Origin of the sequence: Microbacterium paraoxydans, from assembly GCF_019056515.1 — a bacterium.
Taxonomy (GTDB): Bacteria; Actinomycetota; Actinomycetes; order Actinomycetales; family Microbacteriaceae; genus Microbacterium.
Genome location: NZ_CP064874.1, coordinates 145,035 through 171,417 on the forward strand (window position 1 = coordinate 145,035; position 26,383 = coordinate 171,417).

Sequence of the window (26,383 nt, forward strand, 5' to 3'; positions counted from 1 at the left end):
GCCGAGCGGGGTGCCGGATCCATGTGAGTCGCGTCGACACGAATCCGGAGATTGTGCCGGCGCCCAGCACGATGAGGGAGTTGACGATCATCCTGACGATGATCTGAACTCCGCCGAGAACGAATCCCTGAGCGGTCGTGTTTCCCTGCCCGTGATCTATGAACTGCGGGATGATCGCGAGTTACATGACAGCGGCCTTGGGGTTGAGCAGGTTGGTGACGAGCCCCATCCGGAACAGCTTCGACCGGGAGTCGCGCGCGTGGGATTGTGTCTCGAATAGCCCGTTGCCGCCGGGGCGCAGGGTTGCGGACGCCAGCCACGCGAGATAGAGCACTCCAGCGGCTGTCCCGGTCCAGCTCACCTTGACAGGGCTCTCAGGGGTGAGTGCTCGACCGGACGATCCCCGCGGACTCGCCATGGAGCCACGGCCAAGGAATGCGGAGATCGAGGACGCCGGTCGCGCTGAGCAACACCGGGATGAGGAGAAGAGTGAGCCGCCCCGTCGGCGATCGCCCTCGCCTCTGAACGGCGCGGCTGCTCACTCGTTAACACACTCTAGGTCGATCTGCCTGCCGCAAGCGGGCATCTGAGTTGAGTCGGACCAACTGTAGGAAAATGCCATTTCGCGTGGAATCCTGGCCCTGAAACCGTTGCCAACTACCGTGGAATCGCGAGGGGTTCATGCCATCTCGAGCGGGAACCTACAATGCCGCTTTCCTCGAGGAGGATGCGACCGTGAGGATCCTCGCGGTCGGTACAGACGACTATGAGGTGTTCCCCTCGGCGCTGGCGCACGAGATCGCCCGAGGTCTCTGACGCGCTAGAGGAGCGCGGTGTCCACGCGGCAGCACTTCTGCTGCGCGTAGGGACGGTCACTCAACGGGATCCAGCCCTCTTCTCCTCGGCGGAGGAGGCGCGGGTGTCCGGGCTCGGTCTCAGCAGTCATGTGTGGGCCAGCGTTGGTCCAGCAGTTCTGTGCGCGCGTCTCGCACCACAGCGCGAGTCGCGCTTCGCGGGGGAGACATGCCCGGTGCGTCCACCAGGCGCGCTTCTCCCCGTAGGGGCCGAATTGGTGCCCTTCACTGTGGGCGATTGCGTCGTGGACAGCGCGGAACACGTCGTTGGCGAGCATCGGCGCGCGCTCTCCCGAGGGGAGGGTGACGGTCACGGTGCGTGCCATCGGGTGGTCCGGCGGTAGAGCGCCTTCGGTGTGCTGCGAGACCTCGGTGCGGAAGTAGAACAGATGCTTGTTCTGTCGCAGATCGTCGAGCATCGCGGCGGAGTCGGCATAGGGCTGCTCGGCCTCTCCGTGCCAGGGCTCGAAGGTGTAGCCGGCTTCCGTGAGCATGTCCCACTGCGCGCCGATGTGCTGGCGCAGGCTTCGGTAAGACCGGGCGACCTGTGGGTGGGTGGGTTCGTGCGCTGCGGCCGCGTAGGCTCGCGCTGCAGCGATGTCGTCGAGCTCGGTCAGCCGGGGGATGGGTTTGCGTTGCGGGAACCCGTGCGCGTCGGCGTATCGCTCTCTGAGCGATTGGATCTCCTTGATGGGCTGGTGGCGCTGGTAGCTGTCGGTGCCTGGCACGAACGCGACGTGCGCTCGAGCGAAGGTGGGCGACGTGCCGAGACGTGCGGCGATCGCGTTCACGGCGGATGCCGGCAGCGGGTACTCGGCGGGTTCGGCGATCTCGAGCTTGCCGTCGTAGAGCCTGCCACCTGGTGCGCCGGCGGCGCGGAGGATGTCGAGAGTCTCCTGGACTTGCAGCTGCGAGCCGGTGTCGGCGGCGAAGCTGTAAACCCGGTCAGGTCCGTCCGGGTCGAAGTACCCGGCCATGATGCTGTCCTGCTCATACCGTCCTGCGAGCTCTCCCGCCCAGTCGGTGACCTGCTCGAAGCTGTCCGCACGGACGATGTAGGCGCCGGCTGGTTCAGATGCGCCTTCCCAGAGCCCGTCTGCGTGCTGCAGTTCCGAGATCTCGATGCCGTGGCGTTCCGCGGCGGCGCGGAGGGTGTCTTCGTACTCGATCCACTCGTCGGTGTCGTAGTAGCTGGGGCGGGAGCTCATTCGCATCAGCTCGCCAGAGACCGGCCGGAACGGGGTTGCCCCGATGAAGGCCTCGAGCTGCTTCTCGGCGTTCTGCTCACGCTTCTCCGCACGCCGACGCCGCTGCCCTGCGGCTGTCGACGACGGGCACCGTCGCCCTCCGTGGTCGATGTCGTCGCACATGGCCTCTCCCGTTCGTCTGCTGGGTATAGGCCGGTGTTGGGGGTGTTCGCGGACAGAAATCGGGCCCCGCCGGTGAGCGGGGCCCCGAGGAGTGCGGTCGAGGTCTGGGTCAGCCGTTGAGCTCCTCCCAGACCTGGTACGCGCGGTGGAACTCGGGGCTGTCATCGTTCCCCTCATTGATGAGCTGGTCGAGGTACTCGTCGAGCTCGGCCTGCGAGAGCTGGCGTGGATCCTTCATGACACGGACCCATCCGCTACCGGCGGGCAGCTGCATCGGGCGCGTGGCTGCTGGCCTTTCCAATTGCCGGTGTAGAACAGCGCGCACGGCCACTCATGCTCGCCGCGGCGCCGCGGCCTCGGGACGGCGACCGTGAGCTCACTGCCCAGGTTCAGCGCGTCCATGATGTCGTCGGCGATGAAACCTGCCTCTTCGTCAGGCTCGTCGGTGTGCTGCTGGATTATTCGCACGATCGTCGCGCGCACATCCAGAGTGACGGACGACGGCGCAGCCCCGGTCATCGGGTGTACTCGCTCGGTGAGGGGATCGGCAGGTCGGGGTCGCGCAGCTCGTACTGCCGGTCCTCCACGTAGGCGGCGTACTCGTCGGCGAACTCACGCGCCTCGGCCTCGTTGTGTCCGTCCTGGCGGGCGTGATCGAACGCCGCCCGCCACTGCTCCCCCACTGCGCGATCGCGCAGCGCCGCGCTGACACCATCCATCAGCTGACCGGCCCGCACGGACGCGAACCGCAGATCCCCTTCGGCGAGGGCGAACAGGATCTTCTCGATGCCTTCGATGGCGGGTGCGGGGATGGTCAGGGTGATGTCGTCGCCGGCGTCGTGCTGGCCGGTGCGGAGGCGCCAGAGTGCGTCGGAGAGGGTGAGTGCGCGTTGGCGCTGGATGGGGGTAAGGAGGGAGCTGTCGGTGCCGGTCGTGGTGGGGGCGGGGTTAGGCATGCTCGGCCTCCTCTGTGGGCGGATTCATGATGATGAACCCTGTGCCGGTGGGCGGCTGGTCCTGGCGCAGTCCGATGATCTCGGTGTCGTTCGCGTCGGTGTCGTTGAGGGTCTGCGTGAGCAGGTCGGCGTACTCGTCCGGGGTGAGTGCCTGGACGGCCGCGGCGTCGGTGACGTCGACGGGCTTGCCGTTGACGTGGAAGATGCGGGTCATGGTGCTCCCTGGTAGTGCGTCGGTGGTGTCCATCTTCGTCGCGGGTCAGTGGAGGTCGAGTTCGACGCTGTCGGCTTCGAGGTCGGGGATGGTCTGGTCAGGGTGGCTGAACGTGGCGGCGGGGGCGTGGACGGTGACGCGGTCCCCGCGGTGCGTTGTCAGTCGGAGCAGCTCGGCGAGGGCGCCGTTGGCGTGGACGTTGTAGGGGCCGGCGTCGGTGTCGACGCGGAACCCTACTCGTGCTCGGCGGTCGGGGAGGCGGCGGACGAGGGTGAGCGGGGTGCGGATGGTTCCTGTGATGGTGACCGCGGTGCCCGTGGGGGCGGCGGTCTGGGTGATGGTCATGGCGTTTCTCCTCAATCGAACAGTGAATGTGACATTCACTGACTATACGCCTGCATGCCCGGTGGGGGAACCCCCGTGCATGGTGTTGCTGCAGGCCCTTCTTGCTGGGTATAGGCCGATGTTGGGGGTGTTCGCGGACATCCGGGTTGTGGAGGTCGGTGCGGTCAGTCGTCGGGGCCGCTGTCGGGTTCGTCGCACGCGCCGCTGTTGATGGCGTCGACGCCGACTTTCGTGAGCACCCAGCCGGGTTCGACCCACGAGTAGCGTTCGATCAGTCCTCGCCTGCGGAGGGACTGGATGGTGCCGCCGGGGATCCCCAGGCCTGTCGTGTCGAGGTAGCTGGCGCCGCCGGAGAGTGATCGGCCATCGGCGATCATCCGCATGGTGACTCGTTGGGACCAGTTCAGCGGCCGGGCGTTCTGGCGGCGCTTGAGCTCGGTGGTGGCGCATCGCGTGGCGTCGGCCTCGGTGGTGTGATGGTGGGCGCAGCGCCACACTCGTTCGCCGGACTGGTGGGTGTCTTTGTCGGCGACGTCGTCGATGACGCCGCGCAGCGCGCCTCCTGGGCGTCCGGGAGTCCATGATGACCAGCTGGCGGTCAGCATGCGATCGCCGCGGTCAGCTCGGGGGTGAGGATGCCGGCTTGCTGGTCTGCACGCACGGCTGCGCCGCAGTCTTTGCAGGTCACGTCGGCGATCGTGGTGGCTGCCGATGACGTCTTGCGTCCGCAGTAGCCGCGTTGCCCTGTGGCGGTGGCAAGGCAGGTTCGGGCGGTGCTTTCCTGTGTCATTGGTGGGGCCTGTCCTCGCAGCTCGAGCAGAGGTCGGGGGTGCCGTCGTCGTTGACCCACCAGCAGCCGCCGAAGCATGCTCGCTCGTCGGTGCAGCCGCAGACGTGACAGGTGCGCACGAGCTCGAGGAGCACCTGGTCGATTCCGCCTTGGGCGCCGAGCTCCGCGCCGAGCGCGGTGACTCGTGAGATCACGTCCTCGGGTGCGGTGCTGGGCACTTGGATCGTGATGGTGGTGGTAGGTGTGGTGCGGTCGTTCATGGTGGCCTTCCTGATGTTGGTGTCAGGCGGAGCGGGCGAACTTCGTGGCTGCGGTAGTCGGCTGCAGGGCGAGCAGTCGTCGTGCTTTCTCTGCTTCGATCTCGCGGGGCAGCTCTCCTTTGCGGGTGCCTGAGCGGCCGTAGAGGAGGATCTTCACGCCGGTCTTGGACACCTGTGCCTGGTCGGCGATCTCGAGGACGGTCATGCCGGATGCCATGAGCTGGCGGACGTGCTGTCGGATCGGCTCGGCGGGCACGCGCGGGGCCTGCGGGGCGATGCCGGCCTCCCGGCGTCGGCGCCGTTCCTCAGCCAGTGACGCATCGGCGCACGAGATCTCCGCGGGGCAGTGGTCGCGGTCCTTGCAGCCGAGCTGGTAGCCGTAGGCGGTCCCGTGGTGCTCGAGCGGGATGCTCTGCGCCTTCCGGTTCGCCATCCACTGCCGGTGATACTCGCGGCCGGCTTCGATGCACTCGGGGCGGTCGCAGCCGCGCGCTCGGCATGCGTTGGTGCCGTGCGGCTGCAGCTGCCTCGGCTGCGAGGTTCGGGCAGCACGCGCGGTCCGAAGTCGCGGTGTGCGTGGCCTGGCCGGTGGGGAAGGGCGATCGTGGTCTGCGAGGGCGTCGACGGCGGACTGGTGCCGCAGGGTTGCCTCCTGCAGCGCTCTCTCGATCACCCCTCCGACGGAGAGGCCGGTGCCGGCGGCGATGGTGGCCGTCTTGAGGGTCTCGGCCGCGGCGCGCAGCTGGCCGCGCAGCTCTCGGTGGTCTTTGCGCCACTGCTCGAGCTCGTCGACGTGACGATCGAGGTCCGCTTCGTAGCCGTCGAGTGCCTCTGAGAACGCGCTGGCGAGCTCTGCGGGGAGCTTCTCGGCGTCGCTGCGTGCCTTGTCGAGCCACTGGTAGCCGGGATGGGTGCGCGGCCGCGGCGTCGACGGGCGAGGCCGTGCGGTCGGCGCCGGCGCCGGCGCCTCCTTCGGCATGCGCGGGGGTTTGGGTGTGTTGGCGCGCGCCGGCTTCGGTTTGGGGGTCGGCTTGGGTCGACGGGGGCGTGTGGCTTCGACGGCGGCACGGCGCTCTTCTCGAGCGGCGATCTTGTCCCGTTGCCGCGACTCGGCACGCGCGGCCTCGTCGCGCTCGAGGATCTCGGCGAGCGGTGTGCCGGCGTCGATGAGCTTCGCGAAGGAGTAGTCGCCCACGTAGCGGGTGTGGACGGTGCGGCAGGGGATCAGCGCGGGGCACGCGGCAGTGCGGCATCCGTGGCGGTACCCGTCCGGGGTACCGTGCGGGAAGCGGTCGTCGAGGAGATCGAGGGTGGACATGACGGTCGACCTCAGTAGCGGAGGAGCTTCGCGGTGACCAGGGTCAACAGTGCTGCCCGCTGCGGGGCGTTGAGCCGTGAGAAGTGCGCACCAACGGTGTCTAGCGCCGTGGTGAACTCCTCGGGCAGACCGTCGAGATCCCGCTTGATGCGCCGCTCATTCGCATCCCGCTGCGCCTCCGCTTGATCGGCCACGCGCCACTCGTCGGTGGCGGCTGTGTCGGCGTATCTGCCGGTGATCCGTGGCGTGTACTGTCCGCCCGTGTAGAGCACGGTCGGCTCGCCGGCGGGGCGGGTGATCGTGATGATCGCGCCCACCGGAGCCGACGTGTACGGCTTGTACGAGCCGAGCTCCTTGCTGGTGAGCTCACCGTCGTCGAGCGTCCGATACCAGTGCGCGAGCTTTCCATTACTCGCGGCCTTGCGGCCGACGTAGACGACTTCCTCGGTGACGGTCGCTGCCTCTTCGCTCATTGGGGAGCACTCCTCGGATCAGTAAGAAAGTAGTGAATGTGACATTCACTGATACTAGAGAGGTTGCAGGGTCTTCGCAACCGTCGTCGTCGTCACGTCGACGGGCCGCTCTCGACGCTCGTTGACGGGAATCATCCGCACGGGCTCGTCGCGGGGAGCTTCGATCTCGAAGCCGCACGCGCCGCAGCTGTGCAGCCCGATCCCGTCGACGTCGTCGGAGGGGATGTACATGGTGGTCGGCTCTTCGCACATAAGGCAGCGCATGGTGATCTCCGTTCGCGTGGTCAGGCGCTTGTTGCCGGGGTGATCGGTTGGACGGTGGCGGAGTAGCCGCGGTGGGAACCCCAGGCGGCGGCGATGCGGTCGGCGACGTCGCGGTCCTCTCCGAGGTACGGGCGGTATCGCTTGCCGCGGGGGTCTGTGATGACGACCTGGACGACGCCGGATGGCTCGCGCACGGTGACTCTGGCTGCGGGGATCGGATACGCCTGGACGTGGCCGGCGATGATGAAGATCGGGTACAGGTCGCGTGCGAGCTCGGGGGTGCGGAACACGTCGTGAACCCATGCCGTGATGGCGAGCGCGCCGGCGGGGCTGAATCCGATGAGTCGTGCGGGGAGCTGCTCGAGCCCGGCGCGCACGAAGTAGTGCTCGTCGACGAGGATCGGCGTCGGTGGGAGCAGAGACTTCTCGTCGTGGGCGGGGTAGATGGTCAGGCTGGTGCGGCTGTTCATGAGGCGCTCGTTCATGCGGTGCGGCGGATGCCGGCGGCGATGATGTGTGCCTTGGTGGGCCGGGAGTAGAAGCCGAAGCTGTCGTCGTCGTCGGAAGCGGAGACGGTGGCGGTGAACGCGACGACGTCGCCGCGGGCGGCGGTGGAGATCTCGGAGGGCTTGGTGCCCCATACGCGCCAGCCTTCGCCCTGGACGAGGATCTTGACGGTGATTCCCCACTGAGTGTCGGTGGTCTTGGTCGCGAGGATCTCGCCCTGGATGAGGGTGCGCCCGGTGGGGACGGGGCGGCGCGCGGCCAGCTCGAGCTCGTACTGCTCGAGCAGCTCGTGGGCGGTGCGGACCTCGTCGTCGTCGAGGGTGCCGGTGTAGTCCTCGAGGGAGTCGAGGATGTAGCCGATCTTCTCGCGCAGCGGGTTGCCCTCCCGGATGCTCAGATGAGCTTCGGTGAGCTGGTCGCGGAGGCCGGGGTGCTCGGCCTCGAAGGCGGCGCGGCGGGCGGTGATCGCCCGTGTTGTGTCGATGTGCTCGGCGTGTGCCTTCGCGTGGGCTCGTGCGGTGGCGCGGGCGCTGCTGACGAGGCGGCTGCGGGTGCCGGTGCCGTGGCAGTCGAAGCAGATCGGGCGCCCGTGGCCATCGGTGAAGTGGGTGGGCCCGGTGTACAGGCCGGTGCCGATGCACTTGCCGCAGGTGTCGGTGATCCGCTCGGAGCCCTTGCGGCCGGGGAAGGGGTCGACGTAGAAGTCGTGCCAATCGGCCGGTGCGGTGGTGTCGATGCTGTCCATGGGATCCTCCGGTTCGTCTGTGGGTATAGGCCGCGGATCGTTCTCTTCGCGGACATGAAGGGGAAGGGGCGGGGGCGGCTGTGTCACGGAGCCGCCCCCGCGGCGGCGACCTGGTTGGGAGGACGGCGGGTCGCCGGGAGGGACATGGCGGCGAGCGCGGCGAGCGCTCGTCAGGCTGCGGTGTGGCGCCTGTCCCTGGGAGGGGAACGGCGTTGCGCGGTTCCCCTGGTTGTGGGTCTGTGGGTTCTCCCTCTACTCAGTTAGTAGTGAATGTGACATTTACTAGGGTAGGTGTTTCCTGCCCGGAGGTCAAGTGGCGATCTGGCCTGCATCTGCTGGATCAGCTCGCGGGTGCGCGGTCCTCGTCGGCGGGGCCGAGCCCTTCCCAAAGGTCGGGGCGGTTCTCGTGGATCCAGGCGCAGATGGTGGCCCAGTCCGCGACGCCGGACGGGTGCTGGTTGATGGTTGCCATGGTGTCCTCCCGGATCGTCGGCTAGTGAATGTGACATTCACAGCTTAGGGAGGGGGTCGGACATCGCTGGGGGACATCGCGAGTGCGTCACTGAGGGCGGCGGAGTTGCCGCCGCCCTCAGCTCGGTCTATTGCATCTGTCTGGCGATGCCGGCTGCGGCGCTGACGACTCGACGGGGGATGCCGAAGATTTCGGGAGGGCCGGACGCGACGCCGTTGCTCCACACCTTTCCGACGCGCCATCCGATGGGGAACCGGAGGGTGGTCGTGGTGTAGGTGGCCCCGGATTCGAGGGGGCCGGCGATCACACCGAGGGGGCTGACCTCGACGTACCACCGGCCAACGGTCTTGGAGCCGCCTTCGTGGCCGTTCATGCGCCGGCGTTCTCGAGCGGCTGCGCGACGTGTGCCGGCAGGGCGCGTAGCGCGGCGCGGGTCACCCACTCGTCGGCGGTCTCGTCGAACTGGCCGAGCTCGATGATCGGCCCCTGGTCGTCGTGGTGGATGAACAGCGACCCGTACTCGCGGCCGTCGACGTACAGGTAGATGTTCCCGGCGTAGGCGCCGATCTCGCCGTTGTCGAACAGCCCGTCGCGGGCGTCGGGTTCACCCAGGTCGATCTCTTCCTGGCGGTGCCCGAAGTTGAGGGTGAGCTTCATGGTGTCCTCCGTAGTAGGTGGTGAATGTGACATTCATAGGCTACGGTGGGGGTCCGACATTGCGCCGGCGAGCGAGCGATGCACTCTGTGTCCGCGAAGCAGCCGGGATGCGGCCTATACCCCTCAGACGGGCACAAGCCCGCGACGAGAGGAGGAGCGATGCCGAGTCGCGAAGAGGTAGACGACGTCCTGCAGCGCGTGGGGCTGGCGGCGATCTCGTACTACCCAGAGATTCACATCGACGAGCCGGACTACACCGTCGACACCGACGTTGATTGGTGCCTCGAGCCGGTGACCGACCTGACCGATGAGCAACGCGCCCCGCTGCGAGAGGCGGTCGGCCTGGCGATCACCAACCCGACAGCTCACCGGTACGCCCTGTTCCAGACGTTGCTCGAGCTGGCGCCAGCGGAGTCGTAATGTCCGCCGGCGTCGACGACTCGTCGGCGCGACCGGTTGGCGGACCAACCGACCCTCACGCGGCATGGCTGCGAGCGGGTCAGGCACGCCAGCAGGCGAAGCGCGCCGAGCAGGAGCAGTCGGCTGCGGCGAGCGCTGCGGCCGATCCGAAGCGGGACTACGCGAAGCGGTATCGCGAGGAGCATCGCGAGGAGATCCGCGCGTACCGGGCGAAGTATCACGCGGAGAACCGTGACGAAGTGAACCGGAAGAACCGGGAGTACATGCGGGAGCGGTCGCGGAAGATGCGAGCGCAGAAGGAGCGGCGCGAGAAGGACCGCGAGCGGGTGCGGCGGTGGACCGAGGCTAACCGTGAGCGCAAGCGCGAGACGATCAGGCGGTGGCACGCGGAGCACCCAGAGAAGACGGCGGAGTACTCGCGGCGCTACTACGAGCGCAACCGTGACGCGGTGCTGGCCAGGGCGAGACAGCGTCGAGATCAGAGCCCGGAGAAGGTGAAGGCGTCGTCGCGGGACTGGCAGCAGCGCAACCGGGAACACCTGACCGAGTGGCAGCGGCAGTATCGGGCTGAGAACCCGGATGTGTATGAGCGGGCGCTGCAGTCCAACCGTGAGTCGAAGCGGCTGGCTCGCCGCCTCAAGTCGTTGGGGTTGCCGGCAAAGCGCGTGCGTCGGTCCCCGGCAGCAGAGCGGCGAGCGCATGAGGCGGAGTCGCGGGAGTTCTTCGAGCGGGACCGGGCGGTGAGCGCGCGGAAGCGGGTCATGGCGGAGTACACACCGCTGGATCAGGCGGCGCTCGAGGCGTGGCGGGCGAGGTCGCCATTGGCGCGTCGACGGGATGCGCAGCTGTCGCGGTTCCGGCGGCAGCTGCGCACGGGCGCGGGCAGGATATCGGAGATCCGTGAAGAGGTTCGGATGGATGCCGTTGCACGGCGACTGCGGGGAGACAGCCTCGACGCGCCCGCGGAGCTGCGTCAGCGGGTCTTCGACGCCGCGGGAGGCCAGGAGTACCTCGCGGCGGGTGGCGATCGCCATACGGCGGCGCTGATGCTCGAGGAGTCCCTAGATGGGCTGGTCAAGCCTGTCGCGCTCCCGGATGGGCGGGGGATGGTGTGGGTGCCGGAGCACACGCGCGCAGGACGGGAGATCGCCGGTCACTGGCGCCGGCGCCCCGGCGCGTGAGCAGCTGCGCGGTGAGGACTGCGGGGCGTCCCTGTGTGGGGCGCCCCGCACTCGCTCAGCTGGCTGCGGCGAGCGCGTAGCTGCGTGCCCGCCAGCGGGGGATGCGCACGCGCACGCCGTGGTGGTCGATCACGCGGAGCACGTCGCGCCCTTCGACCTCGAAGACGGTCTCCGTGGTGGTCTGCAGCCCTCCTCCGAAGGTGAACGGCTCTGCGAAGCGGATGTGGTCGCCGCGGCGGACGCGGGGCTTGGCTTCCTCGAGCTCGAGGTTCGCCCAGCAGGCGGCGCGCCACTGGTTGGCGTACTCGTGGTCGGTCGGGGTGAGGGCCTCGAGCACCCGGCGGGGTGCGTGGACTGCGCCGGGGCCGACCGTCTCGTCCATGTCCTTGTACGTGAAGTTGTAGTAGCTGGACGGGGCGACGGAGTAGAGCACGACGAACGCGAAGACCTCCCCGGCGTGGGGGTGGCCGTCGTTGTAGCGCACCGCGGCGTAGAACTCGTAGGGCCAGTCGTAGCTCCCGCCGATGTAGTCGGGGTCGCGGCGGGTGCCGCTGGCGATGATCGTGGCGTTGGTGAAGTAGTCCGCGAAGTAGTCGCTGACGCTGACGCCGGCCGTCTTGTGAGTGGATGTGGCACCCATGGTGTCCTCCTCGGTTGCTAGTGAATGTGACATTCACAGGCTAAGGGAGGCCTCCGACATCGCCGACGTGACAGCAACAACGACGGCGGCGGGATGGCGAGCGCGAGCGCGGGGCCGAGCTCGGGGGAGAGCGAAGGGGCTACCAGGCCTCGGGGTCAAGAAGTTCGTCAGCGACATCGACGAAGTAGTCGTCGTCTTCACTCCATGCGTAGAGGCCCTCGAAGACCACGCCGATTGCAAACGTCATCACGACGAGTCCGCCCCAACGGCCGATGAACTCCGAGTAGGAGTCGAAAGCTCTGTGCTCTCTGGCTCGCTCGAAGATCTCGTACATGATCTTGCTTGACTCCTCGTCCCAGCGTTCGGTGAAGGATGGGCGCGCGATTGCCCCGGTGAGAACCTCGTCCTCGAACCAGGAATCCAGGAGGCTGAGCGTCGTCCCGATGATCTGCGCGGGGGTTGGTTCTTCGTCGGGGGTCATCCCGGTGAGGAAGTCGGAGAAGTCTTCGTAGTCGGCCTCCCACAAGTACTCTGCAGCGAGCCGTATCGCGCGGAACGCCTCTTTTCGAGCCTCACCTGTAGGCACCGCCATGATGAAGTTGTGACGTTGGATCGCCACCTGTAGGCCATCGTTGATCTCGTCGATTGTGTAGGCCTTGCCGCTGTCGAGGTCGATGTCACTTTCGAGAAGCAGCGGCTTGAGCTGCTTGAAGAGTTCAGCTGCCAGCCCTGTCTCTACACGCCGCCCGAAACTGTCGCGGCCGCTGCTGTCTACGTTGGGCATGAACGAGTCTCCTCATCAGGCGTCTGTAGCTCAGACCATAGCCGAGGGGTCTGTTGCCCGGAGCCGGGACATCGCCTGTGGTGCCGTGAGACGATGCGTCGATGAAGACGACCCATCGCGACGGCGAGGCGGGTGGGCTGCGGATGCCGGCCGTGTGGGATCGGGCCTCGCTCGAGGCGGTCGGGTTCGTGGGGTTCGTTCGATTCGCGGATCTTGCGGCCGCGAGGGTGCCGACTGAGGCGGGGATCTACGTGGTGCTGCGTCCGGCGGCGACGTCGCCGGAGCTGCTCGAGCTGACGCGAGCGCGGGCGGGATCCGCCTACCCTTTGGATGACCTCGCGGCTCGGTGGGTGTCGGGGACGCCGGTGCTGTACATCGGCAAGGCAGAGGCGAAAGTGGGCGGGCTGCGCAAGCGGCTGGGGCAGTTCGCGCGGAAGGGTGCCAGCCACCAGGGCGGGCGTTCGATCTGGCAGCTGGCCGATCAAGACGAGCTGCTCGTTGCGTGGGTGACGACGCCGGAGGAGTCCGCGGAGGACGTGGAGGTTCGCTACCGCGCCGCGTTCGCTGACGTGTTCGGTCGCTGGCCGTTCGCGAACCGGAAGCGATGAGGGCAGGCGGTTGATGAGAGGGGTTTCGCCGGGGATCTAGGTTGCTACCGCGGGCCTGTGTACGCTCTCGGCCATGAGGGCAGACAGGTTTGAGGACGTGGAACTTGGCGCGTTTGAGCGCTTCTATGACGAGCGACCCTTCGAGGGGCGCAGCTATCCCGGCCCATACTTCGAGACCGAGATCGCGTCGGGCATGAAGCGCGGGTTAGCGGTGTCCGTGGAGGGGCCTACGGTCGATGACGCGCGGGCGCTCATGGATCAGGTGAGGGCCATTATCGCCCGCCCGCTGCCCACCCACGAGATGTACTCTGCGCTGCTCGAGACATTCCCCAAGGCGTTCCCCTGGAATACCCCAAGACAGATGAGCTATGCCGTCACGCCGAGTGCCATTTGCGTCGGAAGGGAGGGAGACTACTCAGTCCACTTCGACGTCGACTCGGAAGACGACACTCAAGTCGACTATTGGCCTGTCGTGTGGCTTGACCGTGACGGCAACATTCTGAGCGCTCACGCCGATGGCGGACGTGGCGAATATCCCGGAGGTCGGGACTACACCCTCCCGGAGGCGACCGAGGCGTTGGTGCGATCCTGGCCGTCGAAGAACATTTGGGCAGAGGACATCGCGACCCGTCTGGACAAACTGGACGGGCTGGGCTGAGCCCCGCGTTCGTCGACGGGGCCCAGCGCGGCGGTGTCAGCCTCGTGCGGCTGCCAGCTCAGCGTCGATCCGGCGCCGCTCGCCGCCGGGGTGAGTGCTGCCCAGCAGCACGACGCGGCGATCCCATGCGACCTCACCCGTGAGCGAGTCGACCCAGTCGGTGACGTCGGCGCGCTGCGCCTCGGTCAGCTGGTCGACGGCCAGGCCGGGCAGGATCGTATCGGGCAGGGTGAGGGTCTTGCGCAGGTACTCGAAGTCAACCTCGTTGCGCCAGGCGCGCTCCGACTCGATGAACCGGTCGATCTGCGCGTTGTCGGGGTGCCACTGGCATCCGCCGATGCAGGCCTCCTCGGGGTCGACGGACTGAAACCAGACGGCGTGTACGGTGCGGTTGGTGGTCATGGCATCCTCCCGGATTGCTAGTGAATGTGACATTCATAGGCTACGGGGGGCCTCCGACATTGGCAGCGGCGAGCGCCGCGAGGGGCGGGGCGGGCGGTGTGCCCGCCCCGCCGGGTTGGGTTACTCGCGCTCCCAGTCGGTGACTTCCGCGTCGATCGAGTCGGCGACGTAGTTGTCGGATCGGAGCGACTCGATCACGTCTTCGACGGTGTACGCCTCGATCGCGAGGTCTTCCGCTTCGTCCGACGTGCGGGCGGTGACCGAGACGGTAACGCGCTGGGTCAGTGTGACGGAGAGGGTCACCCGGAAGTCGCGCTCGCGCGGGGTGCCGCCGATCGCTTCCACGAGCCGGTCGTACTCGGAGCAGAAGCCCTCATCGTTGGCGATCTGCTCACCCTTCTCCCAGATCGCCGCGAGCCGGTCGTCGGCGGCGTCGGTGATCGGCAGTCGCAGCCTGTCGATCTCGCGCTGCTGCCGTTCGACGGTCAGCGCGAGATCCGCGGCCTGCGCCTGGGCGGCGACGAGATCGGCCTGCGTGCGGGCCATCTCCCCGACGTAGGCGCCGCGCCGCTCGGTGACCGGGGCGGGCATGTCGAGCTGGCCCTGAGCGAACTCGATGTTGGTGGTGGTTGCCATGGTGTCCTCCTTGGAACGTAGGCGGTGAATGTGACATTCACAGGCTACGGGGGGCCTCCGACATTGCTGCGGCGAGCGCGGCAGTGCCCCGCCGGTAGATCCCGGCGGGGCACTGGGGGAGGTTCAGCTGGCGGGTGGTGTGAGTGCCGCGAGGAGTGCTCTGAGGGCGTCCACAGCCCCGTCACGGGCCTCGAAGACGGCATCCATGGTATCGGCCTCTGTGGAGCGCTCGGCCTCCTCGATCGCCGCCTGTGCGGCGCCGGTCAGCTCGCGCAGGCGGGCGGTGTCTGCGGCGAGCGCGAGGGGTGCTCCGTGCTCGGTGATGTGCAGCGTCCATCCGTCGCCGGTCGGGGTCGCCCACACGGTGGCGATCGCCTGTCCTTCGGCGTTGTCGAAGTCGACCTTGCCGAAGTCGTCGCCGTGGTGGGCGAGGATGCGTGCTCGGTCGTCGACGGGCATCGAGTACAGGTGGGAGTTGCTCGGCGTCCAGGTCGCCGGTTCGGCGCGCTGGCCGGTGTCGTAGGGAGTGAGTGCGGTGGTCATGGCTGGTCCTTTCGTCAGAGGGTCGGGGGCGGGCGCGGTGCCCGCCCCCGGTGGTGTCAGCGGGTGAGCAGCCCGGCGATGATCCTGTCGACGGACTCGGCCGAGACCGTCACGGCGCAGGGGATGCAGACCTCTGTGCGGGTGTGGCGGATGTCCTCGTGGTCCAAGATCGTGACGACGTAGTTGCGGGCGTCCTGGACGCCGCACTCGGCGCAGGAGTATCCGACCGGCGGGGCGTCGGTCTCGGTGTCGTCGTCGATGCCCTGGCGGGCCAGTTCGACGGCCTGGCCGACCCAGTAGGCGACGGCCTGGTCGTCGACGACGAACGCGCCGTCGTCGATTGCCTCGATGAGCGAGCCGCCGTGGTTGCTGGTCATCCGCTCGAGGATCGTCCGCGAGATCTCGTCGACGGTGAGTGGTGTGGGTGCCATGGTGTCCTCCTTGGAACGTAGGCGGTGAATGTGACATTCACAGGCTACGGGAGGCCTCCGACATTGCTGCGGCGAGCGCGGCAGCGCCCCGCCGGTAGATCCCGGCGGGGCGCTGGTGGGGGTCAGTCTTCGCCGGGGAGGGCGATGATGATGCACGCCTGGCCGGTGAGGTTGTACCCCTCGATGCTCACGCGGAGTCGCTGGCGGCTGGCGGTGGTGGCGGTGCTCGGGTTGCCGGAGCGGGTGGCGTTCGGCACGCGCAGCACGTAGGTCTCGCGCGGGACGAGATCGCCGGCGACCTGGCGGGCGGTGGGGCGGATGACGTTGAGCACGTCCCAGAATCGGGCGTCCTCGCTCTGCCAGTCGCCCTCGCGGGTCCACTGCACCGCGGCCTCGTAGGCGGCGCGGGTGAGCAGTACCGTGAGCCGGTATCCGGCCTCGAGGGCGGTGGCGGGGTTGAAGTGCAGCAGCAGCCCGTCTGCGACGGCCTCCTCTGCGGTGTAGACGGCGATGATTTCTGCGCCCTTGAACGGGTTTTCGCTCTGCTCGGTCATGGTGTCCTCCCGGATCGCTTGCTAGTGAATGTGACGCTTACACTCTAAGTGAGGGGTCAGACATTGGGCCCGGCGGGTGAGCGCAGGACGATGGGGAGACGGCGGCGTGCATGACTGAGACGTGGATCTACGAGCGCACGGCGGACAACTCTGCGCGCTTCGTGCTGGGGACGGTGGGCGTAAACCCTCTCGTGTGCGTCGGTGTGAACCCCAGCACCGCGGCGCCGGGAGACCCGGATCGCACCGTCAGCAAGGTCATGGGGTTCGCGGCCCGAAACGGGTTCGACAGCTGGGTGATGCTGAACCTCTACCCGCAGAGATCCATCGACCCCAAGGGCATGCACCTGGTGCACGACCCCCAGCTGCAAGCCGATAACGAGCGACACATCGCCGATCTCATCGGCGGACGCCAGCTCACGATCGTCGCCGCGTGGGGCGAGCTGATCCGATCCCGCCCTTACCTCCCGCAGATGCTTGAGGGCATCGCCTCGGTGACGGATGCCTCCGGCTGTGACTGGGTGTCGATCGGCGATCTGCTCAAGAGCGGGCACCCCCGGCATCCGTCACGCGCCCGCTACGCCTGGCCGTTGCAGAGCTTCGACGTGGCGAGCTATCTGGCCTAGACGTGACGGTGCCCCGCCGATTGATCCCGGCGGGGCACCGTGCGGCTATTCCTCGTCCTCCGACCATTCCAGGCGGGGGTCGAAGTGGAACCGCTCGCGGGCCTCGTTGTGGGCGAGGTCGTCGCTGCGGGCCACGTACTCGTCCTCGCTGAGCCGGGAGCCGTGGCCGTTCGCCCAGGGGAGCGGGTCGCGGTCACCGTCGCTCTCGGCCAGCCAGGTCTCGCGGATGATGTGGTCAGCGGTGCCGGTGTGCCCCAGCTCGTCGAACAGGTCGGCGAGGATGCGGCCCTCGGTCATGTTGATCGAGCTGAACACGTCGTCATGCCACCTGCCGATCATGTCGGCCGCGGCCGCGACGACGGCGAGGTCGGGGATCGTTCCGCTGCTCATCGCTGCACCTTCCCCAGTCCCCAGTCGGCTCGTTCCTCGTCGGCCATCCACACGGCCCGGTCGAGCGCGTGGTGAAGGTCGACGCCGCGCGCGTCGGCCAAGTGCACGAGATCCGTGAGCACGTCCCGGATCGCCTGGTCCGGCTCGCTCGGCTCGTCGTCGTACCAGGCCGCGATGAGCGTGTCCGTGCGGAACCGCGAGCGCTGCATGGTGTCGGTCTCGGTGTTCGCGTGCAGCTCGCGGCTCATCGTGAGCTCGAGCTGCGTGGTGGGGTTTGCCATGGTGTCCTCCAGGATCGTTGGCTAGTGAATGTGACATTTACAGCCTAGGGAGGGGGTCAGACATTGGCCGCGGCGAGCGCGACGGTGCCCCGCCGGATGATCCCGGCGGGGCACCGATTAGAGCGTCAGCGGCGGATGCCGCGCGCCCAGTAGAGCGCCCACGGCAGGTCGAACCGTGCCGCGATGCCGTCGTGGGCGATGTGCAGCGCGCTCGCCGCGTACCGGCGCGTGGGGAGCGGCTGGATGCGCTGCGGGTGCACGTCTCGCTCGGGAGCCTGGTGCGGGGTGCTGCCGGTGAGGATGCGGCGGGCCGTGCCCTGGTAGGCGCGGTCGGCGTAGCCGGTGATGACCTGGAAGGCCACGAAGCCGGGCCCGCCCCACGGGGCGGCGTACTCCGTGTCGAACAGCCTCCACGTCTCGGTGATCGTCCGCGCGGCCGGATCGAAGCTGCGAGTGTGGATGACCGCCTCCGGGTCGTCCGGCCGCTCGGCCTCGATCGCGTCCAGCGCCGTGCCCAGCCGGTCGAGCACGCGGCGAGCGCGGGCGATCTCATCGCGGCTGCTGAGCGCGTCGTGGTCGCCGCGGTCGATCGAGTGCACCCACTCATCGCAGGCCCACGCGGTGAGCGGGAACGTCTCAAGGCATGCCCAGTCGCGGAACGCCTCGACGATCGGGTTGCGCCGGGTCGCGCTCGCCGCGGTCACGGTGCCACCACCCGCAGGGAGCGCAGCCAGTCGACCTCTTGGGCGTCGAGAACATGCCCGGTCGTGATCCAGTCGGCGGCATCGTCGGTGCCGTCGAGATCGCGGAGCGTGTACACCTGGCGGGGGGCGTCGTCGTGTTCGGGGTTGCCGTCGTAGATCGTGCCGTCGTTGAGGAACACCCGGATGCGGCCGGTGCTCTCGGTGGTGTCGATCTGCGCGACGGCCGCGCCGTCGATGAGGGACACGTACCCGTGCACGTCGATGCCTGCGGCCTCGCCTGCGTGGTCGGCGACGGCCCGCTCGGCGGCGCCGGTCGCGAGCGCGCGGATCGCGTCGGCGTCCACGTCGCCCTGGCCGAGCGCTTGGGTGAGCCCGTCGATGTCCTCGTAGTTGAGCGCGATCGTCTCGGCGACGATCTCGCTGATCGGTTTGGTTGCCATGGTGTCCTCCCGGATCGTTGGCTAGTGAATGTGACGTTCACAGCCTAGGGAGGGGGTCGGACATCGGCGCGCGCTCGCCGCGAACGTGGGGCGCTCGCCGATGTCCGGGCGGGCTACATCTGCCCGACATCCCGCGCCATGCGCTCGCGGAACGCCGCGCACGCCGCGTCGATGACGGCGGCACGATAGGTGCTGCTCTCGCCCGCGGGGAGGGTCGCGAGCGCGTCTCGGAGGGCGGTGCGGGTGCTGTAGTGCAGAGCCTCGGATGCCTTGTGCGCCGAGCGGGTGCTGATGTCGTGGGTGATCCGCTCGATGATCTCCGGGACGGTGAGTGGGGGCAGCTCGAAGCGGTAGCCGGCGAGGTCGGCCAGGATGATCGCGCGCTGCCGATCGGTGAGCGGGGTGCCGTACCCGCTGCTGGGGTACAGCTCGAGGTCTCCGCTGCGGCCAGCCCGGATGTTCACGCGGACGTAGGGACGCTCGGCGCGGCCGATGCGCACGTTGCTGATGCGCTCGCCGCTGTCGGGGTCGATCGGGCAGAGGTCGGCGCGCGGCTCGCCGAGTGTGGGGCCGGGCTCGTGACTGCGGGCGTCGGAGACCTCCCAGGTCAGTCCGGCCGCGGTGAGTCGGTCGCCGAAGGTGAGGGGTGCGGTTGCCATGGTGTCCTCCCGGATCGTTGGCTAGTGAATGTGACGTTCACAGCTTACGGGTGGGGTCGGACACTGCGGCGAGCGCGGCAGCGCCCCGCCGGTCAGTTCCGGCGGGGCGCTGCGGGAGGGGTCGTGCTCGTCGCCTACTGGGGGGAGAGGGCGTTGGTGACCTGAGTCTTGATCTCTTCGGCGGCGAGGATCATCGCGCCGTCCTTGTGTGACTCGCCGTAGGCCGCGATCACGCCCGCGATCGCGCCCCATTCGGCTGCGGCCAGGCTCACGGGGATGGGCTTCGGCTGTGATCCTGCGGGCGATCCGCTCTCGCTGGTCATGGTGTCCTCCTGGGTGTCAGGTAGTGAATGTGATGTTCACAGTCTAGGGCGGGGGTCGGACATTGCGGCGAGCGCGACAGCGCCCCGCCGGTAGATCCCGGCGGGGCGCTGTCGGTGGGTCAGTAGTCCTCGTCGGTGCGGGCGAGGGTGTCGATGATCCGCAGTCCGTTGTGGAGGGGGATGGTGACGGTGGACAGGAGCGTGTAGCCCTGTGCGCCGTAGGCGTTCAGGTCGTCGTCGCGCTGCTGGCGAGCGCGGTTGCTGGCGATCTCGCCCTCCGCCTCGGTGTACTGGCGGGTGTCGATGGTGATGAATCGAGTGCGGTTTGCCATGGTGTCCTCCCGGATCGTTGGCTAGTGAATGTGACATTCACAGCCTACGGGTGGCCTCCGACATTGGAGCTGCCCACGGGTATAGGCCTCGGTTTCGGGGGTTCGCAGACATCGCAGGGCGGTGCCCCGCGACCGTCGCCGCGAGGCACCACACGAGGGGCTGGCTATGCGCCGGGGCACTCGGTGTCGATGTCGTCCTGGTCGAGCGGCAACAGTCCGCACGCCTGGCAGGTCGTCGTCCCGGTGAAGCGGCCGCTCTGCCACTGGTGGGCGAGCGGCTCGGCGGGTGCGTCCTCGTCGTCGGTGTCCATGGTCGCGGTCGCGCCGCAGTCCAGGCACCGGGCGGCGACGTCGCCGTTGAGGGTGACGACGACGCCGGGGACGCCGGAGAGCCATTCGATGTTGGCGTGGTCGCAGTCGGTAGTGGTGGTGGCCATGATGTCCTCCCGGAACGCTGGCTAGTGAATGTGACATTCACAGTCTAGAGAGGGGATCGGACATCGGCGGCGAGCGCACGCGACGGTGCCCTGCCGGTCGTCCGGCGGGGCACCGCGTGGGGTCAGGCCGCGTCGAGCGGCGTCCAGTCCCGTTCGTGGGCGGGGGTGTAGTCGATCAGCGCCGCGAGGCGGTCGCGTGCGGCCTGTAGCGCCTCGATCTCGGTGTCGTTGCTGTCGCCCTCGGCGGCGGCGAAAGTGTCCTCGATCAGACCGGCGATCTCCTTCTGTGCCGCCTCGTCGATGAGGGTGAGGCGGGCGATCTCGCCGTCCGGGTAGCGGGCATCCAGCGCCGCGGCGTCCTGGTAGTCGAAGGCCCACTGCTCGCCGAGGATCGCGAACGCCGCGGCGATGTCGCGGCCGCGGTCGCCGGTGCTGATCGCGACGTAGCCGCGGTTCAGGCCGGTGCCGACGTGCGGGTGCAGGTCGGCGTGGTCGGGGCCGAAGGTGATGTAGGTGGTCATGGTGTCCTCCCGGATCGGTTGGTAGTGAATGTGACGTTCACAGTCTAGGGCGGGGGTCGGACATCGCCGCGGGGTGTCGGTCGTGGGGTGCGTGGTGCGTGAGCGCCCCAGCCGAGGCGTAGGGCGCTCACGTCGTGGGGTGTGGCTACGCCTTCCAGGTGCCTTCCCAGCCCTCGGGGAGACGCACGCCGTGCTCGCCGTGCTCGTCGGTCTGGTGCAGGTACACGAGCACGTCGCCGGGGTCGGGGTCGGCCTCGTACTGCGGCACGGTGCGCTCGATGGTGTTGATCTGGCCGACGCTGTTGTAGCGCACGTCCACGTCGATCGCGCGCAGGTAGCCGTCCTCGACGTTGACGTGCTGATCGCAGCGCGGGCACCACAGCACGACGCGCTCGCCGTAGTCGGTCGGCTCGTCGAGCTCGACGATGCGCAGCGCGGGGAAATCGGCTGCCTCGATCTCGTGCATGACGCTCCACAGCCGGTCGATCAGGTCGTCGGCAGGGATGCGGGGAGCGGCCGCGGCCGCGGGTTCGGTGGTGGTCATTGTGTCCTCCTGGGAACGGTGAAGGCCTGCGGCGAGCGCGGGCGGGGATTAGAACTCGAGGTGCTCCCGCCGAGGGGAGGGGCGTGTAGCCGGCTCCCCTCGGGTGGGTGGTGCTCGCCGCCGCCGGGGTAGGTGTGCACCCGGCGGCGGCGAGGGGGTCAGACGGCTTCGACCAGCCCAGGGCTGACGCGCCAGCCGTTGGCGAGCGTGTACGACTTGGGGTTGGTGCGGACGATGAGCGTCTCGACTCCGGCCAGCCCGTCACGGGTGGTGCGCGGGTTGGCGACGATGCGCACGCGGGTTCCGGGGATCAGGCTCGGCAGCGCGGCCGCGGTGGCTTGCAGGGCAGCGGCGAGCGCGTCGTCGCTGTGCCCGGTCGGCTCGACGGTGGCGGTGCGGGCGAGGGTGTACACCTTGCCGGGTTCGGTGAGGGCTGCGATCTTCGCCTTGGTGCGGGCGAAGTCGATCAGCACGTACTCGGTGCCGCGGAAGCGGAACGTGTCGCCGGGGGTGCGGGTGATGAGGGTGGTGGTGTCGGTCATGGCGTCCTCCTTGGACTCTCGACGGTGAATGTGACATTCACAGGCTACGGGTGGCCTCCGACATTGGGCGGGGCGGGCGGCGCGGTCTGCGCGCCCGCCCCGGCGTGGGTCACTGGGCGGCGATCGCCGCGGTGATCTCGGCGGTGACCCGCTCGCGCTTGGCGTCGGCATCGCGCCCCGGCTCGAAGTGACCGAACGCGGTCAGGTACGCCTCGATCTGCCCGCGCAGGTACTCGGTGTTGCTGGCGTCGGCGTTGAGGCCGATGATCGCGTAGCGCGCTGCGCTCGCCGCGGCCCGCCAGCCGCTCTGCGTGAGGCCGTGGGGGTCGCCCTCGGGGAGCGAGTAGGGCTGCTCGATCTGGCCGTCGCGCGCGGTGTACTTGGTGACGGTGCGCTCGGTGACCACGACGGCATCCAGATAGTCGGGGTCGCCCTGCCCGCCGAGGGGCACCCACACCTGGGGGTCGTCGTCCGGGTGGTCGGCGTCGATGCGAGCGAGCAGGGCGGGCATTGCGGGGTCGAGGGTGAACGGGTCGCTGAGGCTGTAGTCGTCCCAGGCCTGGCGCAGCTCGTCCGGCTCGATGGTCGTCCATCCCTCGTCGAACTCGGCGCGCAGCGGAGCGTGGAAGCGGATCGCGCGCTCGACGGCTGCGCGGATGTCGTGGACGTTGTTGATGGTCTCGGTCATGGAGTCCTCCCGGAACGATTGCTAGTGAATGTGACATTCATAGGCTACGGGTGGCCTCCGACATCGCGCGGGGACATCGCGAGTGCGTCACGGGCGAGTGCCCGCCGGGGTGACCGGCGGGCACTCGGTGACGCTCAGCGGGCGAACGCCCAATCCGGGAGCACGGCTGCCGAGCAGAGGGTCGCGACGATCTGGCTCATGCCGTGGTCGGGGTCGATCGCGAGGGCGCGGTCGGTGTAGACGGTGGCGTGAGTGGATCGGCCCAGCGCCCAGGACAGCCAGGCGGCGGCGGCGAGCAGGTTGGGGCGCTCCTGGTCGTCGGCGTAGGCGGCAAGGTGGCGCACGAGCGCGAGTCCCGCCGTCAGCCGGTCGGCGTCGGGGCGGTCGCCCTGTCCGTAGAGGGTGCGGGCGATGCTCTCGGGGACGGGTGCGCCCATGATCGAGTGGCCGATCTGCGCGGCCAGGGCACGGGTGCCGTTGCCGCGGTCGGTGGCCCACTGGATGAGGGCCACGTCACGCCACAGCGGGATGCCGATGCCGGTGAGCAGGATCGCAGCCTGGCGGGTGTCGAGGTCGGCGGGGTCACCGGTCAGGGCGTCCTCCGCGACGGCGACGAAGTCCGCGAGGGCATCGTCGTCCATCCGCGCGGCCGCGAACGCGATCCGGGCGGCACGCGCCGGGTCGGCGTCGGGGATGCTCGCCCCGGCGGTCTGGGATGCTGCGACCTTCTCGCGCAGCGCGTCCGGGGTCGCGATCTCGGCGACGGGGCGCGGTGCCTCGCCGGTCAGGTGGCTGCCGTAGCCGTCGCTGGCGACGTAGAGCACGTCCACCAGGTGCAGTCCCTGCCGGTCGGCGACATCGGCGATCTGCTGGCCGAGATCGCGGGTGCTGTCGGCGTCCTCGGCGGCGTAGATCACGGCGGCTACCCCGGTCACGCGCGGCACTCGGCAGACCAGCCCGAGGCCGGTGTGCGCGAGCGTCGCGGCATCCGCGTCGAGGTCGAGTCGCATCGCCCCGATCGTGCGCGACGCCTCGAAGGGCACGAGCACGAGCGAGTCCTGCGGGGTGAAGCCGAGCAGCGCGGGCACGAGGCCGAGGAAGTCGCGCGGGGTGCCCGCCTTGATGGTGGTCGGTGTGGTGGCCATGGTGTCCTCCCGGAACGTTGGCTAGTGAATGTGACATTTACAGGCTACGGGAGGCCTCCGACATTGGTCGATGCACGCCAGGAGCCGACTCCCGACTGGCTCGTCGAAGGAGCAACCCTCGGAGAGCTCGCCGGGAAGATCGACGTTCCCGCCCAGGCGCTGGCCGAGACGGTCGCGCGATTCAACGAGCACGCCGCCCGTGGGGAGGATCCGGACTTCCACCGCGGTGCGAGCGCGTACGACCGCTACTGGGGAGACGAACAGAACCCGTATCCCAATCCCAGCCTCGCACCGCTCGAGCAAGGCCCCTACTACGCTCTCGCCGTGGTGAACGGCTGCTTCGGCACCAGCGGAGGGATCGCCACCGACGGCCTCGGAAGGGTCCTCGACGCAGACGGCGATGCCATACGCGGCCTGTTTGCGGTCGGCAACGCCTCCGAGAACGCCTTCGCCGCCGGCTACCCCGGCGCCGGCGCCACGCTCGGTCCGATCATGACCATGGCCTACCTTCTCGGGCGTACCGCCAGCGGCGCGTCGATCGGCGACCTGAGCCTTGCCGACGGAGCCGGGGCACGATGATCCGTCACGTCGTGTTCTTCTCGTTCGCAGCGAACCATGATCCTGCCGTGCTCGAGGAGTGGCGCGACCTGCTCGATGGTCTGCTCGGAAAGATTCCCGGCCTGGTCCGACTGTCACACGGCCCCGACGTGATGCGCAGCGAACGCGCATGGGACTATGCACTCGTCGCCGACTTCCGCACCCTCGACGATGTCCGTGCCTACGCGACGCACCCCGCGCATCTGCCGCTCTTCCCTCTCTCCGGAGCGATCTCGGAGCAGATCGCCTCGGTCGACTTCGAGATCGACGAGCAGTAGAGGAAGTACCCAGGCGCCGTGAAGAGCGAGGATGGTTTCTCGATGCCCCGAGTACGTGCGGTCACCCCCACCGTGGCAGAGGAGCTCCGCGACCTGAAGGCACGCTATTTTCACTACGTCGACCTGAAGCAGTGGGACGAACTGCGCGGACTCTTCGTGGACGACTGCGTCTTCGAAGGACTGTGGGCCGCCGCGCCCGACCCCGACACGTTCGTGGAGAACCTGATGCGCAACATGACCGAAGAGGTCGTCAGCGTCCATCACGGGTTCATGCCGCAGTTTCGGCGGATCGATGACTTCTCGGCTCGCGGGCGCTGGGCCATGACCGACTATCTGACGTGGCCACGCGGGTCACGAGGGTATATGGGGATCACCGTGCCGGAACAGAGGGGGATGCGGGGATATGGCTACTACGAGGAGCTCTACCGACTCACCGAGTCCGGCTGGCGCATCGCCTTCATGCGACTGAGCCGGATCCGCATGGATCCCATCGTTGGCGACGCGCCTGCGATCGACTACCCGGTGGTTCCCGCGGTCCCCGGCTGGCTGGACTGACGCCGACCCGCGGGTGCCGCACCCTCTGGTCCGAACCGTGAGCGCCGGCTCAGGTGAGGGTGTGGAGGGGCCAGCCGGTGTATGCCTCGGCGAGGAAGCGGCGGCCGGCTTCGGACTCGACGACGGATTGGAGCTCTCCGAGCTGGCGGAGGCGGTCGAAGTCCCTTGCATCGGGGGCGACGTGAAGCATGCTGGTCATCCACCAGGAGAAGTGCTGGGCCTTCCAGATGCGGTGCAGCGCCGTCTCGGGGAAGGCCTCGACGAGGCGGCTGTCCCTCTCGAGCAGAAGCGCGCGCAGCGCGCGCTCGAGAACGAGGACGTCGGCTACGGCAAGGTTCATGCCTTTCGCGCCGGTGGGCGGCACGGTATGGGCGGCGTCGCCGATGAGTGCGAGGCGGCCGCGAAGCAGTTCGAGGGCGACGAAGCTCCGGAATCGCAGCACGTCGCGTTGGAAGACGGGGCCTTCCTTGAGCGTCGTCCCCGGCACCCGCTTCTGCAGTTCTTCCCACAGTTGCTCCTCGGTGAGGGTGCTGGGGTCGGTGCGGGGATCGCATTGGAAGTACATGCGCTGCACGGTGGTGCTTCGCTGGCTGATGAGCGCGAAGCCATCGGGGGAGTTGCTGTAGATGAGCTCGTCGGCGCTGGGCGGCGCCTCGCAGAGGATGCCGAACCAGGCGAACGGGTACTCGCGGAAGTGCCCGCCTGTGTGGGAACCGGTTACGGCCTCCCGCACGACACTGCGTGACCCGTCGGCGCCGACGACGAACTCGGCCTCGATCTCGAGAGGCGATCCGTCTGCGCCGGTGGCGATGACGCGTGGGCGGTCGGACGCGGGGTCCTCGATACGATGCGCCGTCACGCCGAAGCGCAGGTCTTGGCCACTGGAGAGCCGCGCGGCGATGAGATCCTTCAGGACTTCGTGCTGCGGGTACAGCCACACACCGCGGCCGACGAGGTCGGCGAAGTCGATGCGGTGTCCGCTGCCGGCGAAGCGGAGCTCGATGCCGTCGTGGCGGTCTCCCAGGGTGCGGGCGCGGCTGAACGCGCCGAGCGTGTCGAGCACCTCGACGGTGCCCTGTTCGAGGATGCCTGCCCGGATCGTGGTCTCGATCTCTTCACGGGAACGCTGATCGATGACGACTGACTCGAGGCCGGACGCCGCGAGCAGATGCGACAGCAGCAGTCCGGCGGGTCCAGCGCCGACGATGGCGACGCGGGTGCGGATGGTGGACATTGGGGCGT

Annotated in this window: 47 protein-coding genes; 8 read left to right on the plus strand and 39 right to left on the minus strand. The window is 68.5% G+C overall.

Annotation, left to right across the window (positions count from 1 at the left end; genetic code table 11):
• Positions 1-181: 181 nt before the first annotated feature.
• The 18 genes from IZR02_RS17990 to IZR02_RS17635 all read right to left on the minus strand — a co-directional run bounded on the left by IZR02_RS17990 (position 182) and on the right by IZR02_RS17635 (position 9,225).
• A complete protein-coding gene (locus IZR02_RS17990) occupies positions 182-418 on the minus strand; it encodes a LysE family transporter (RefSeq protein WP_254385478.1) in 237 nt (78 codons plus the stop codon).
• Positions 419-820: 402 nt separating this feature from the next.
• Entirely contained in the window at positions 821-2,062 is a 1,242-nt protein-coding gene (locus IZR02_RS17565) for a hypothetical protein (RefSeq protein WP_254385480.1), read from the minus strand.
• Positions 2,063-2,333: 271 nt separating this feature from the next.
• On the minus strand, positions 2,334-2,462 hold the full coding sequence (locus IZR02_RS18070) for a hypothetical protein (protein WP_264674921.1): 129 nt from the start codon (positions 2,460-2,462) through the stop codon (positions 2,334-2,336).
• Complete coding sequence (locus IZR02_RS17570) at positions 2,459-2,743, minus strand: hypothetical protein (protein WP_005050718.1); 285 nt, start codon at positions 2,741-2,743, stop codon at positions 2,459-2,461. The genes IZR02_RS18070 and IZR02_RS17570 overlap by 4 nt, the downstream gene beginning before the upstream one ends.
• Positions 2,740-3,180, minus strand: a complete 441-nt coding sequence (locus tag IZR02_RS17575) for a hypothetical protein (protein ID WP_005050717.1) — start codon at positions 3,178-3,180, stop codon at positions 2,740-2,742. Before IZR02_RS17575 ends, IZR02_RS17570 begins: the two co-directional genes overlap by 4 nt.
• Positions 3,173-3,394, minus strand: coding sequence for a hypothetical protein (locus IZR02_RS17580; RefSeq protein ID WP_005050716.1), 222 nt, complete (start codon positions 3,392-3,394; stop codon positions 3,173-3,175). The genes IZR02_RS17575 and IZR02_RS17580 overlap by 8 nt, the downstream gene beginning before the upstream one ends.
• Positions 3,395-3,439: 45 nt before the next feature.
• Positions 3,440-3,739, minus strand: a complete 300-nt coding sequence (locus tag IZR02_RS17585; RefSeq protein ID WP_005050714.1) for a hypothetical protein — start codon at positions 3,737-3,739, stop codon at positions 3,440-3,442.
• 164 nt (positions 3,740-3,903) lie between these two features.
• Positions 3,904-4,344, minus strand: coding sequence for a hypothetical protein (locus IZR02_RS17590; protein WP_005050713.1), 441 nt, complete (start codon positions 4,342-4,344; stop codon positions 3,904-3,906).
• Positions 4,338-4,529, minus strand: coding sequence for a hypothetical protein (locus IZR02_RS17595; protein ID WP_005050712.1), 192 nt, complete (start codon positions 4,527-4,529; stop codon positions 4,338-4,340). Before IZR02_RS17595 ends, IZR02_RS17590 begins: the two co-directional genes overlap by 7 nt.
• Entirely contained in the window at positions 4,526-4,789 is a 264-nt protein-coding gene (locus IZR02_RS17600; protein WP_005050711.1) for a hypothetical protein, read from the minus strand. Before IZR02_RS17600 ends, IZR02_RS17595 begins: the two co-directional genes overlap by 4 nt.
• A gap of 22 nt (positions 4,790-4,811) precedes the next feature.
• Positions 4,812-6,107, minus strand: coding sequence for a hypothetical protein (locus IZR02_RS17605; RefSeq protein WP_193599313.1), 1,296 nt, complete (start codon positions 6,105-6,107; stop codon positions 4,812-4,814).
• Positions 6,108-6,118: 11 nt separating this feature from the next.
• Positions 6,119-6,580, minus strand: a complete 462-nt coding sequence (locus IZR02_RS17610; RefSeq protein WP_005051910.1) for a hypothetical protein — start codon at positions 6,578-6,580, stop codon at positions 6,119-6,121.
• 54 nt (positions 6,581-6,634) lie between these two features.
• Positions 6,635-6,811, minus strand: coding sequence for a hypothetical protein (locus IZR02_RS17615; protein WP_193599314.1), 177 nt, complete (start codon positions 6,809-6,811; stop codon positions 6,635-6,637).
• 53 nt (positions 6,812-6,864) lie between these two features.
• On the minus strand, positions 6,865-7,314 hold the full coding sequence (locus IZR02_RS17620; protein ID WP_193599315.1) for a hypothetical protein: 450 nt from the start codon (positions 7,312-7,314) through the stop codon (positions 6,865-6,867).
• Between the two features lie 11 nt (positions 7,315-7,325).
• A complete protein-coding gene (locus tag IZR02_RS17625; RefSeq protein ID WP_217316639.1) occupies positions 7,326-8,096 on the minus strand; it encodes a hypothetical protein in 771 nt (256 codons plus the stop codon).
• A 340-nt stretch (positions 8,097-8,436) separates the two neighbouring features.
• Positions 8,437-8,568 (minus strand): hypothetical protein, encoded by a 132-nt coding sequence (locus tag IZR02_RS18075; protein ID WP_005050812.1) that lies wholly within the window; start codon positions 8,566-8,568, stop codon positions 8,437-8,439.
• Between the two features lie 127 nt (positions 8,569-8,695).
• Positions 8,696-8,941: a hypothetical protein gene (locus IZR02_RS17630; protein ID WP_005050814.1), complete on the minus strand. Its 246-nt coding sequence runs from the start codon at positions 8,939-8,941 to the stop codon at positions 8,696-8,698.
• The gene (locus IZR02_RS17635; protein ID WP_005050816.1) at positions 8,938-9,225 is read right to left on the minus strand and encodes a hypothetical protein; all 288 of its coding nucleotides are present in this window, start codon (positions 9,223-9,225) and stop codon (positions 8,938-8,940) included. Before IZR02_RS17635 ends, IZR02_RS17630 begins: the two co-directional genes overlap by 4 nt.
• 159 nt (positions 9,226-9,384) lie before the next feature.
• On the opposite strand from IZR02_RS17635, the gene IZR02_RS17640 reads away from it, so the two are divergent.
• Together IZR02_RS17640 and IZR02_RS17645 are read left to right on the plus strand one after the other, a co-directional pair.
• Positions 9,385-9,645: a hypothetical protein gene (locus IZR02_RS17640; protein ID WP_005050818.1), complete on the plus strand. Its 261-nt coding sequence runs from the start codon at positions 9,385-9,387 to the stop codon at positions 9,643-9,645.
• Positions 9,645-10,826 carry a hypothetical protein gene (locus IZR02_RS17645; protein ID WP_005050820.1) on the plus strand — a complete coding sequence of 394 codons (1,182 nt, stop codon included), beginning with the start codon at positions 9,645-9,647 and terminating at the stop codon, positions 10,824-10,826. Before IZR02_RS17640 ends, IZR02_RS17645 begins: the two co-directional genes overlap by 1 nt.
• 55 nt (positions 10,827-10,881) lie before the next feature.
• Here the strand turns inward: IZR02_RS17645 and IZR02_RS17650 are convergent, their stop codons facing one another.
• Together IZR02_RS17650 and IZR02_RS17655 are read right to left on the minus strand one after the other, a co-directional pair.
• Positions 10,882-11,466, minus strand: coding sequence for a DUF6927 domain-containing protein (locus IZR02_RS17650; protein WP_005050822.1), 585 nt, complete (start codon positions 11,464-11,466; stop codon positions 10,882-10,884).
• 139 nt (positions 11,467-11,605) lie between these two features.
• Positions 11,606-12,250, minus strand: coding sequence for a hypothetical protein (locus IZR02_RS17655; protein WP_005050824.1), 645 nt, complete (start codon positions 12,248-12,250; stop codon positions 11,606-11,608).
• A gap of 101 nt (positions 12,251-12,351) precedes the next feature.
• Between IZR02_RS17655 and IZR02_RS17660 the strand changes: the two genes are divergently transcribed.
• Both IZR02_RS17660 and IZR02_RS17665 read left to right on the plus strand, forming a co-directional pair.
• A complete protein-coding gene (locus IZR02_RS17660; RefSeq protein WP_005050828.1) occupies positions 12,352-12,858 on the plus strand; it encodes a hypothetical protein in 507 nt (168 codons plus the stop codon).
• A 73-nt stretch (positions 12,859-12,931) separates the two neighbouring features.
• Positions 12,932-13,516: a hypothetical protein gene (locus tag IZR02_RS17665; RefSeq protein ID WP_005050830.1), complete on the plus strand. Its 585-nt coding sequence runs from the start codon at positions 12,932-12,934 to the stop codon at positions 13,514-13,516.
• A 36-nt stretch (positions 13,517-13,552) separates the two neighbouring features.
• Here the strand turns inward: IZR02_RS17665 and IZR02_RS17670 are convergent, their stop codons facing one another.
• The 5 genes from IZR02_RS17670 to IZR02_RS17690 form a co-directional block, all read right to left on the minus strand.
• Positions 13,553-13,918: a hypothetical protein gene (locus IZR02_RS17670; RefSeq protein ID WP_005050832.1), complete on the minus strand. Its 366-nt coding sequence runs from the start codon at positions 13,916-13,918 to the stop codon at positions 13,553-13,555.
• A 120-nt stretch (positions 13,919-14,038) separates the two neighbouring features.
• Positions 14,039-14,554, minus strand: coding sequence for a hypothetical protein (locus tag IZR02_RS17675; protein ID WP_005050834.1), 516 nt, complete (start codon positions 14,552-14,554; stop codon positions 14,039-14,041).
• Positions 14,555-14,677: 123 nt separating this feature from the next.
• On the minus strand, positions 14,678-15,097 hold the full coding sequence (locus IZR02_RS17680) for a hypothetical protein (RefSeq protein WP_005050836.1): 420 nt from the start codon (positions 15,095-15,097) through the stop codon (positions 14,678-14,680).
• A 56-nt stretch (positions 15,098-15,153) separates the two neighbouring features.
• Positions 15,154-15,528, minus strand: a complete 375-nt coding sequence (locus IZR02_RS17685) for a hypothetical protein (RefSeq protein WP_005050838.1) — start codon at positions 15,526-15,528, stop codon at positions 15,154-15,156.
• A 122-nt stretch (positions 15,529-15,650) separates the two neighbouring features.
• Complete coding sequence (locus tag IZR02_RS17690) at positions 15,651-16,082, minus strand: DUF6573 family protein (protein WP_005050841.1); 432 nt, start codon at positions 16,080-16,082, stop codon at positions 15,651-15,653.
• Between the two features lie 110 nt (positions 16,083-16,192).
• On the opposite strand from IZR02_RS17690, the gene IZR02_RS17695 reads away from it, so the two are divergent.
• On the plus strand, positions 16,193-16,705 hold the full coding sequence (locus IZR02_RS17695; protein ID WP_005050843.1) for a DUF1643 domain-containing protein: 513 nt from the start codon (positions 16,193-16,195) through the stop codon (positions 16,703-16,705).
• 45 nt (positions 16,706-16,750) lie between these two features.
• On the opposite strand, the gene IZR02_RS17700 is transcribed toward IZR02_RS17695, so the two are convergent.
• From IZR02_RS17700 to IZR02_RS17760, 13 genes are all read right to left on the minus strand, one after another.
• On the minus strand, positions 16,751-17,095 hold the full coding sequence (locus IZR02_RS17700) for a hypothetical protein (RefSeq protein WP_005050845.1): 345 nt from the start codon (positions 17,093-17,095) through the stop codon (positions 16,751-16,753).
• The gene (locus IZR02_RS17705) at positions 17,092-17,376 is read right to left on the minus strand and encodes a hypothetical protein (protein WP_005050846.1); all 285 of its coding nucleotides are present in this window, start codon (positions 17,374-17,376) and stop codon (positions 17,092-17,094) included. The genes IZR02_RS17700 and IZR02_RS17705 overlap by 4 nt, the downstream gene beginning before the upstream one ends.
• A 125-nt stretch (positions 17,377-17,501) precedes the next feature.
• Positions 17,502-18,080, minus strand: a complete 579-nt coding sequence (locus IZR02_RS17710) for a hypothetical protein (protein WP_005050849.1) — start codon at positions 18,078-18,080, stop codon at positions 17,502-17,504.
• Positions 18,077-18,520, minus strand: a complete 444-nt coding sequence (locus IZR02_RS17715; RefSeq protein ID WP_005050851.1) for a hypothetical protein — start codon at positions 18,518-18,520, stop codon at positions 18,077-18,079. The genes IZR02_RS17710 and IZR02_RS17715 overlap by 4 nt, the downstream gene beginning before the upstream one ends.
• 113 nt (positions 18,521-18,633) lie before the next feature.
• Positions 18,634-19,179, minus strand: coding sequence for a hypothetical protein (locus IZR02_RS17720; protein WP_005050853.1), 546 nt, complete (start codon positions 19,177-19,179; stop codon positions 18,634-18,636).
• 134 nt (positions 19,180-19,313) lie between these two features.
• Positions 19,314-19,502, minus strand: coding sequence for a hypothetical protein (locus IZR02_RS17725; protein WP_005052851.1), 189 nt, complete (start codon positions 19,500-19,502; stop codon positions 19,314-19,316).
• A gap of 119 nt (positions 19,503-19,621) precedes the next feature.
• A complete protein-coding gene (locus IZR02_RS17730) occupies positions 19,622-19,834 on the minus strand; it encodes a hypothetical protein (protein ID WP_005052853.1) in 213 nt (70 codons plus the stop codon).
• 164 nt (positions 19,835-19,998) lie between these two features.
• Positions 19,999-20,271 (minus strand): hypothetical protein, encoded by a 273-nt coding sequence (locus tag IZR02_RS17735; protein ID WP_005052845.1) that lies wholly within the window; start codon positions 20,269-20,271, stop codon positions 19,999-20,001.
• A gap of 122 nt (positions 20,272-20,393) precedes the next feature.
• Positions 20,394-20,792 carry a hypothetical protein gene (locus tag IZR02_RS17740; RefSeq protein WP_005052843.1) on the minus strand — a complete coding sequence of 133 codons (399 nt, stop codon included), beginning with the start codon at positions 20,790-20,792 and terminating at the stop codon, positions 20,394-20,396.
• A gap of 145 nt (positions 20,793-20,937) precedes the next feature.
• Positions 20,938-21,336, minus strand: a complete 399-nt coding sequence (locus IZR02_RS17745; RefSeq protein WP_005052842.1) for a hypothetical protein — start codon at positions 21,334-21,336, stop codon at positions 20,938-20,940.
• A gap of 158 nt (positions 21,337-21,494) precedes the next feature.
• Positions 21,495-21,878: a hypothetical protein gene (locus IZR02_RS17750; RefSeq protein WP_005052841.1), complete on the minus strand. Its 384-nt coding sequence runs from the start codon at positions 21,876-21,878 to the stop codon at positions 21,495-21,497.
• 109 nt (positions 21,879-21,987) lie between these two features.
• A complete protein-coding gene (locus IZR02_RS17755; protein ID WP_005052196.1) occupies positions 21,988-22,566 on the minus strand; it encodes a hypothetical protein in 579 nt (192 codons plus the stop codon).
• A gap of 134 nt (positions 22,567-22,700) precedes the next feature.
• The gene (locus IZR02_RS17760; protein ID WP_062637444.1) at positions 22,701-23,711 is read right to left on the minus strand and encodes a DUF4192 family protein; all 1,011 of its coding nucleotides are present in this window, start codon (positions 23,709-23,711) and stop codon (positions 22,701-22,703) included.
• Positions 23,712-23,774: 63 nt separating this feature from the next.
• Here IZR02_RS17760 and IZR02_RS17765 point away from each other — a divergent pair, with 63 nt between their 5' ends.
• The 3 genes from IZR02_RS17765 to IZR02_RS17775 are packed head-to-tail and all read left to right on the plus strand — an operon-like array spanning position 23,775 to position 25,141.
• Positions 23,775-24,290 carry an FAD-binding protein gene (locus IZR02_RS17765; protein WP_005052190.1) on the plus strand — a complete coding sequence of 172 codons (516 nt, stop codon included), beginning with the start codon at positions 23,775-23,777 and terminating at the stop codon, positions 24,288-24,290.
• Positions 24,287-24,586 (plus strand): Dabb family protein, encoded by a 300-nt coding sequence (locus IZR02_RS17770; protein WP_005052188.1) that lies wholly within the window; start codon positions 24,287-24,289, stop codon positions 24,584-24,586. Before IZR02_RS17765 ends, IZR02_RS17770 begins: the two co-directional genes overlap by 4 nt.
• A gap of 18 nt (positions 24,587-24,604) precedes the next feature.
• A complete protein-coding gene (locus tag IZR02_RS17775) occupies positions 24,605-25,141 on the plus strand; it encodes a nuclear transport factor 2 family protein (protein ID WP_052323124.1) in 537 nt (178 codons plus the stop codon).
• Positions 25,142-25,190: 49 nt separating this feature from the next.
• On the opposite strand, the gene IZR02_RS17780 is transcribed toward IZR02_RS17775, so the two are convergent.
• Positions 25,191-26,375 carry a 4-hydroxybenzoate 3-monooxygenase gene (locus IZR02_RS17780; RefSeq protein ID WP_005052183.1) on the minus strand — a complete coding sequence of 395 codons (1,185 nt, stop codon included), beginning with the start codon at positions 26,373-26,375 and terminating at the stop codon, positions 25,191-25,193.
• Positions 26,376-26,383 lie beyond the last annotated feature (8 nt).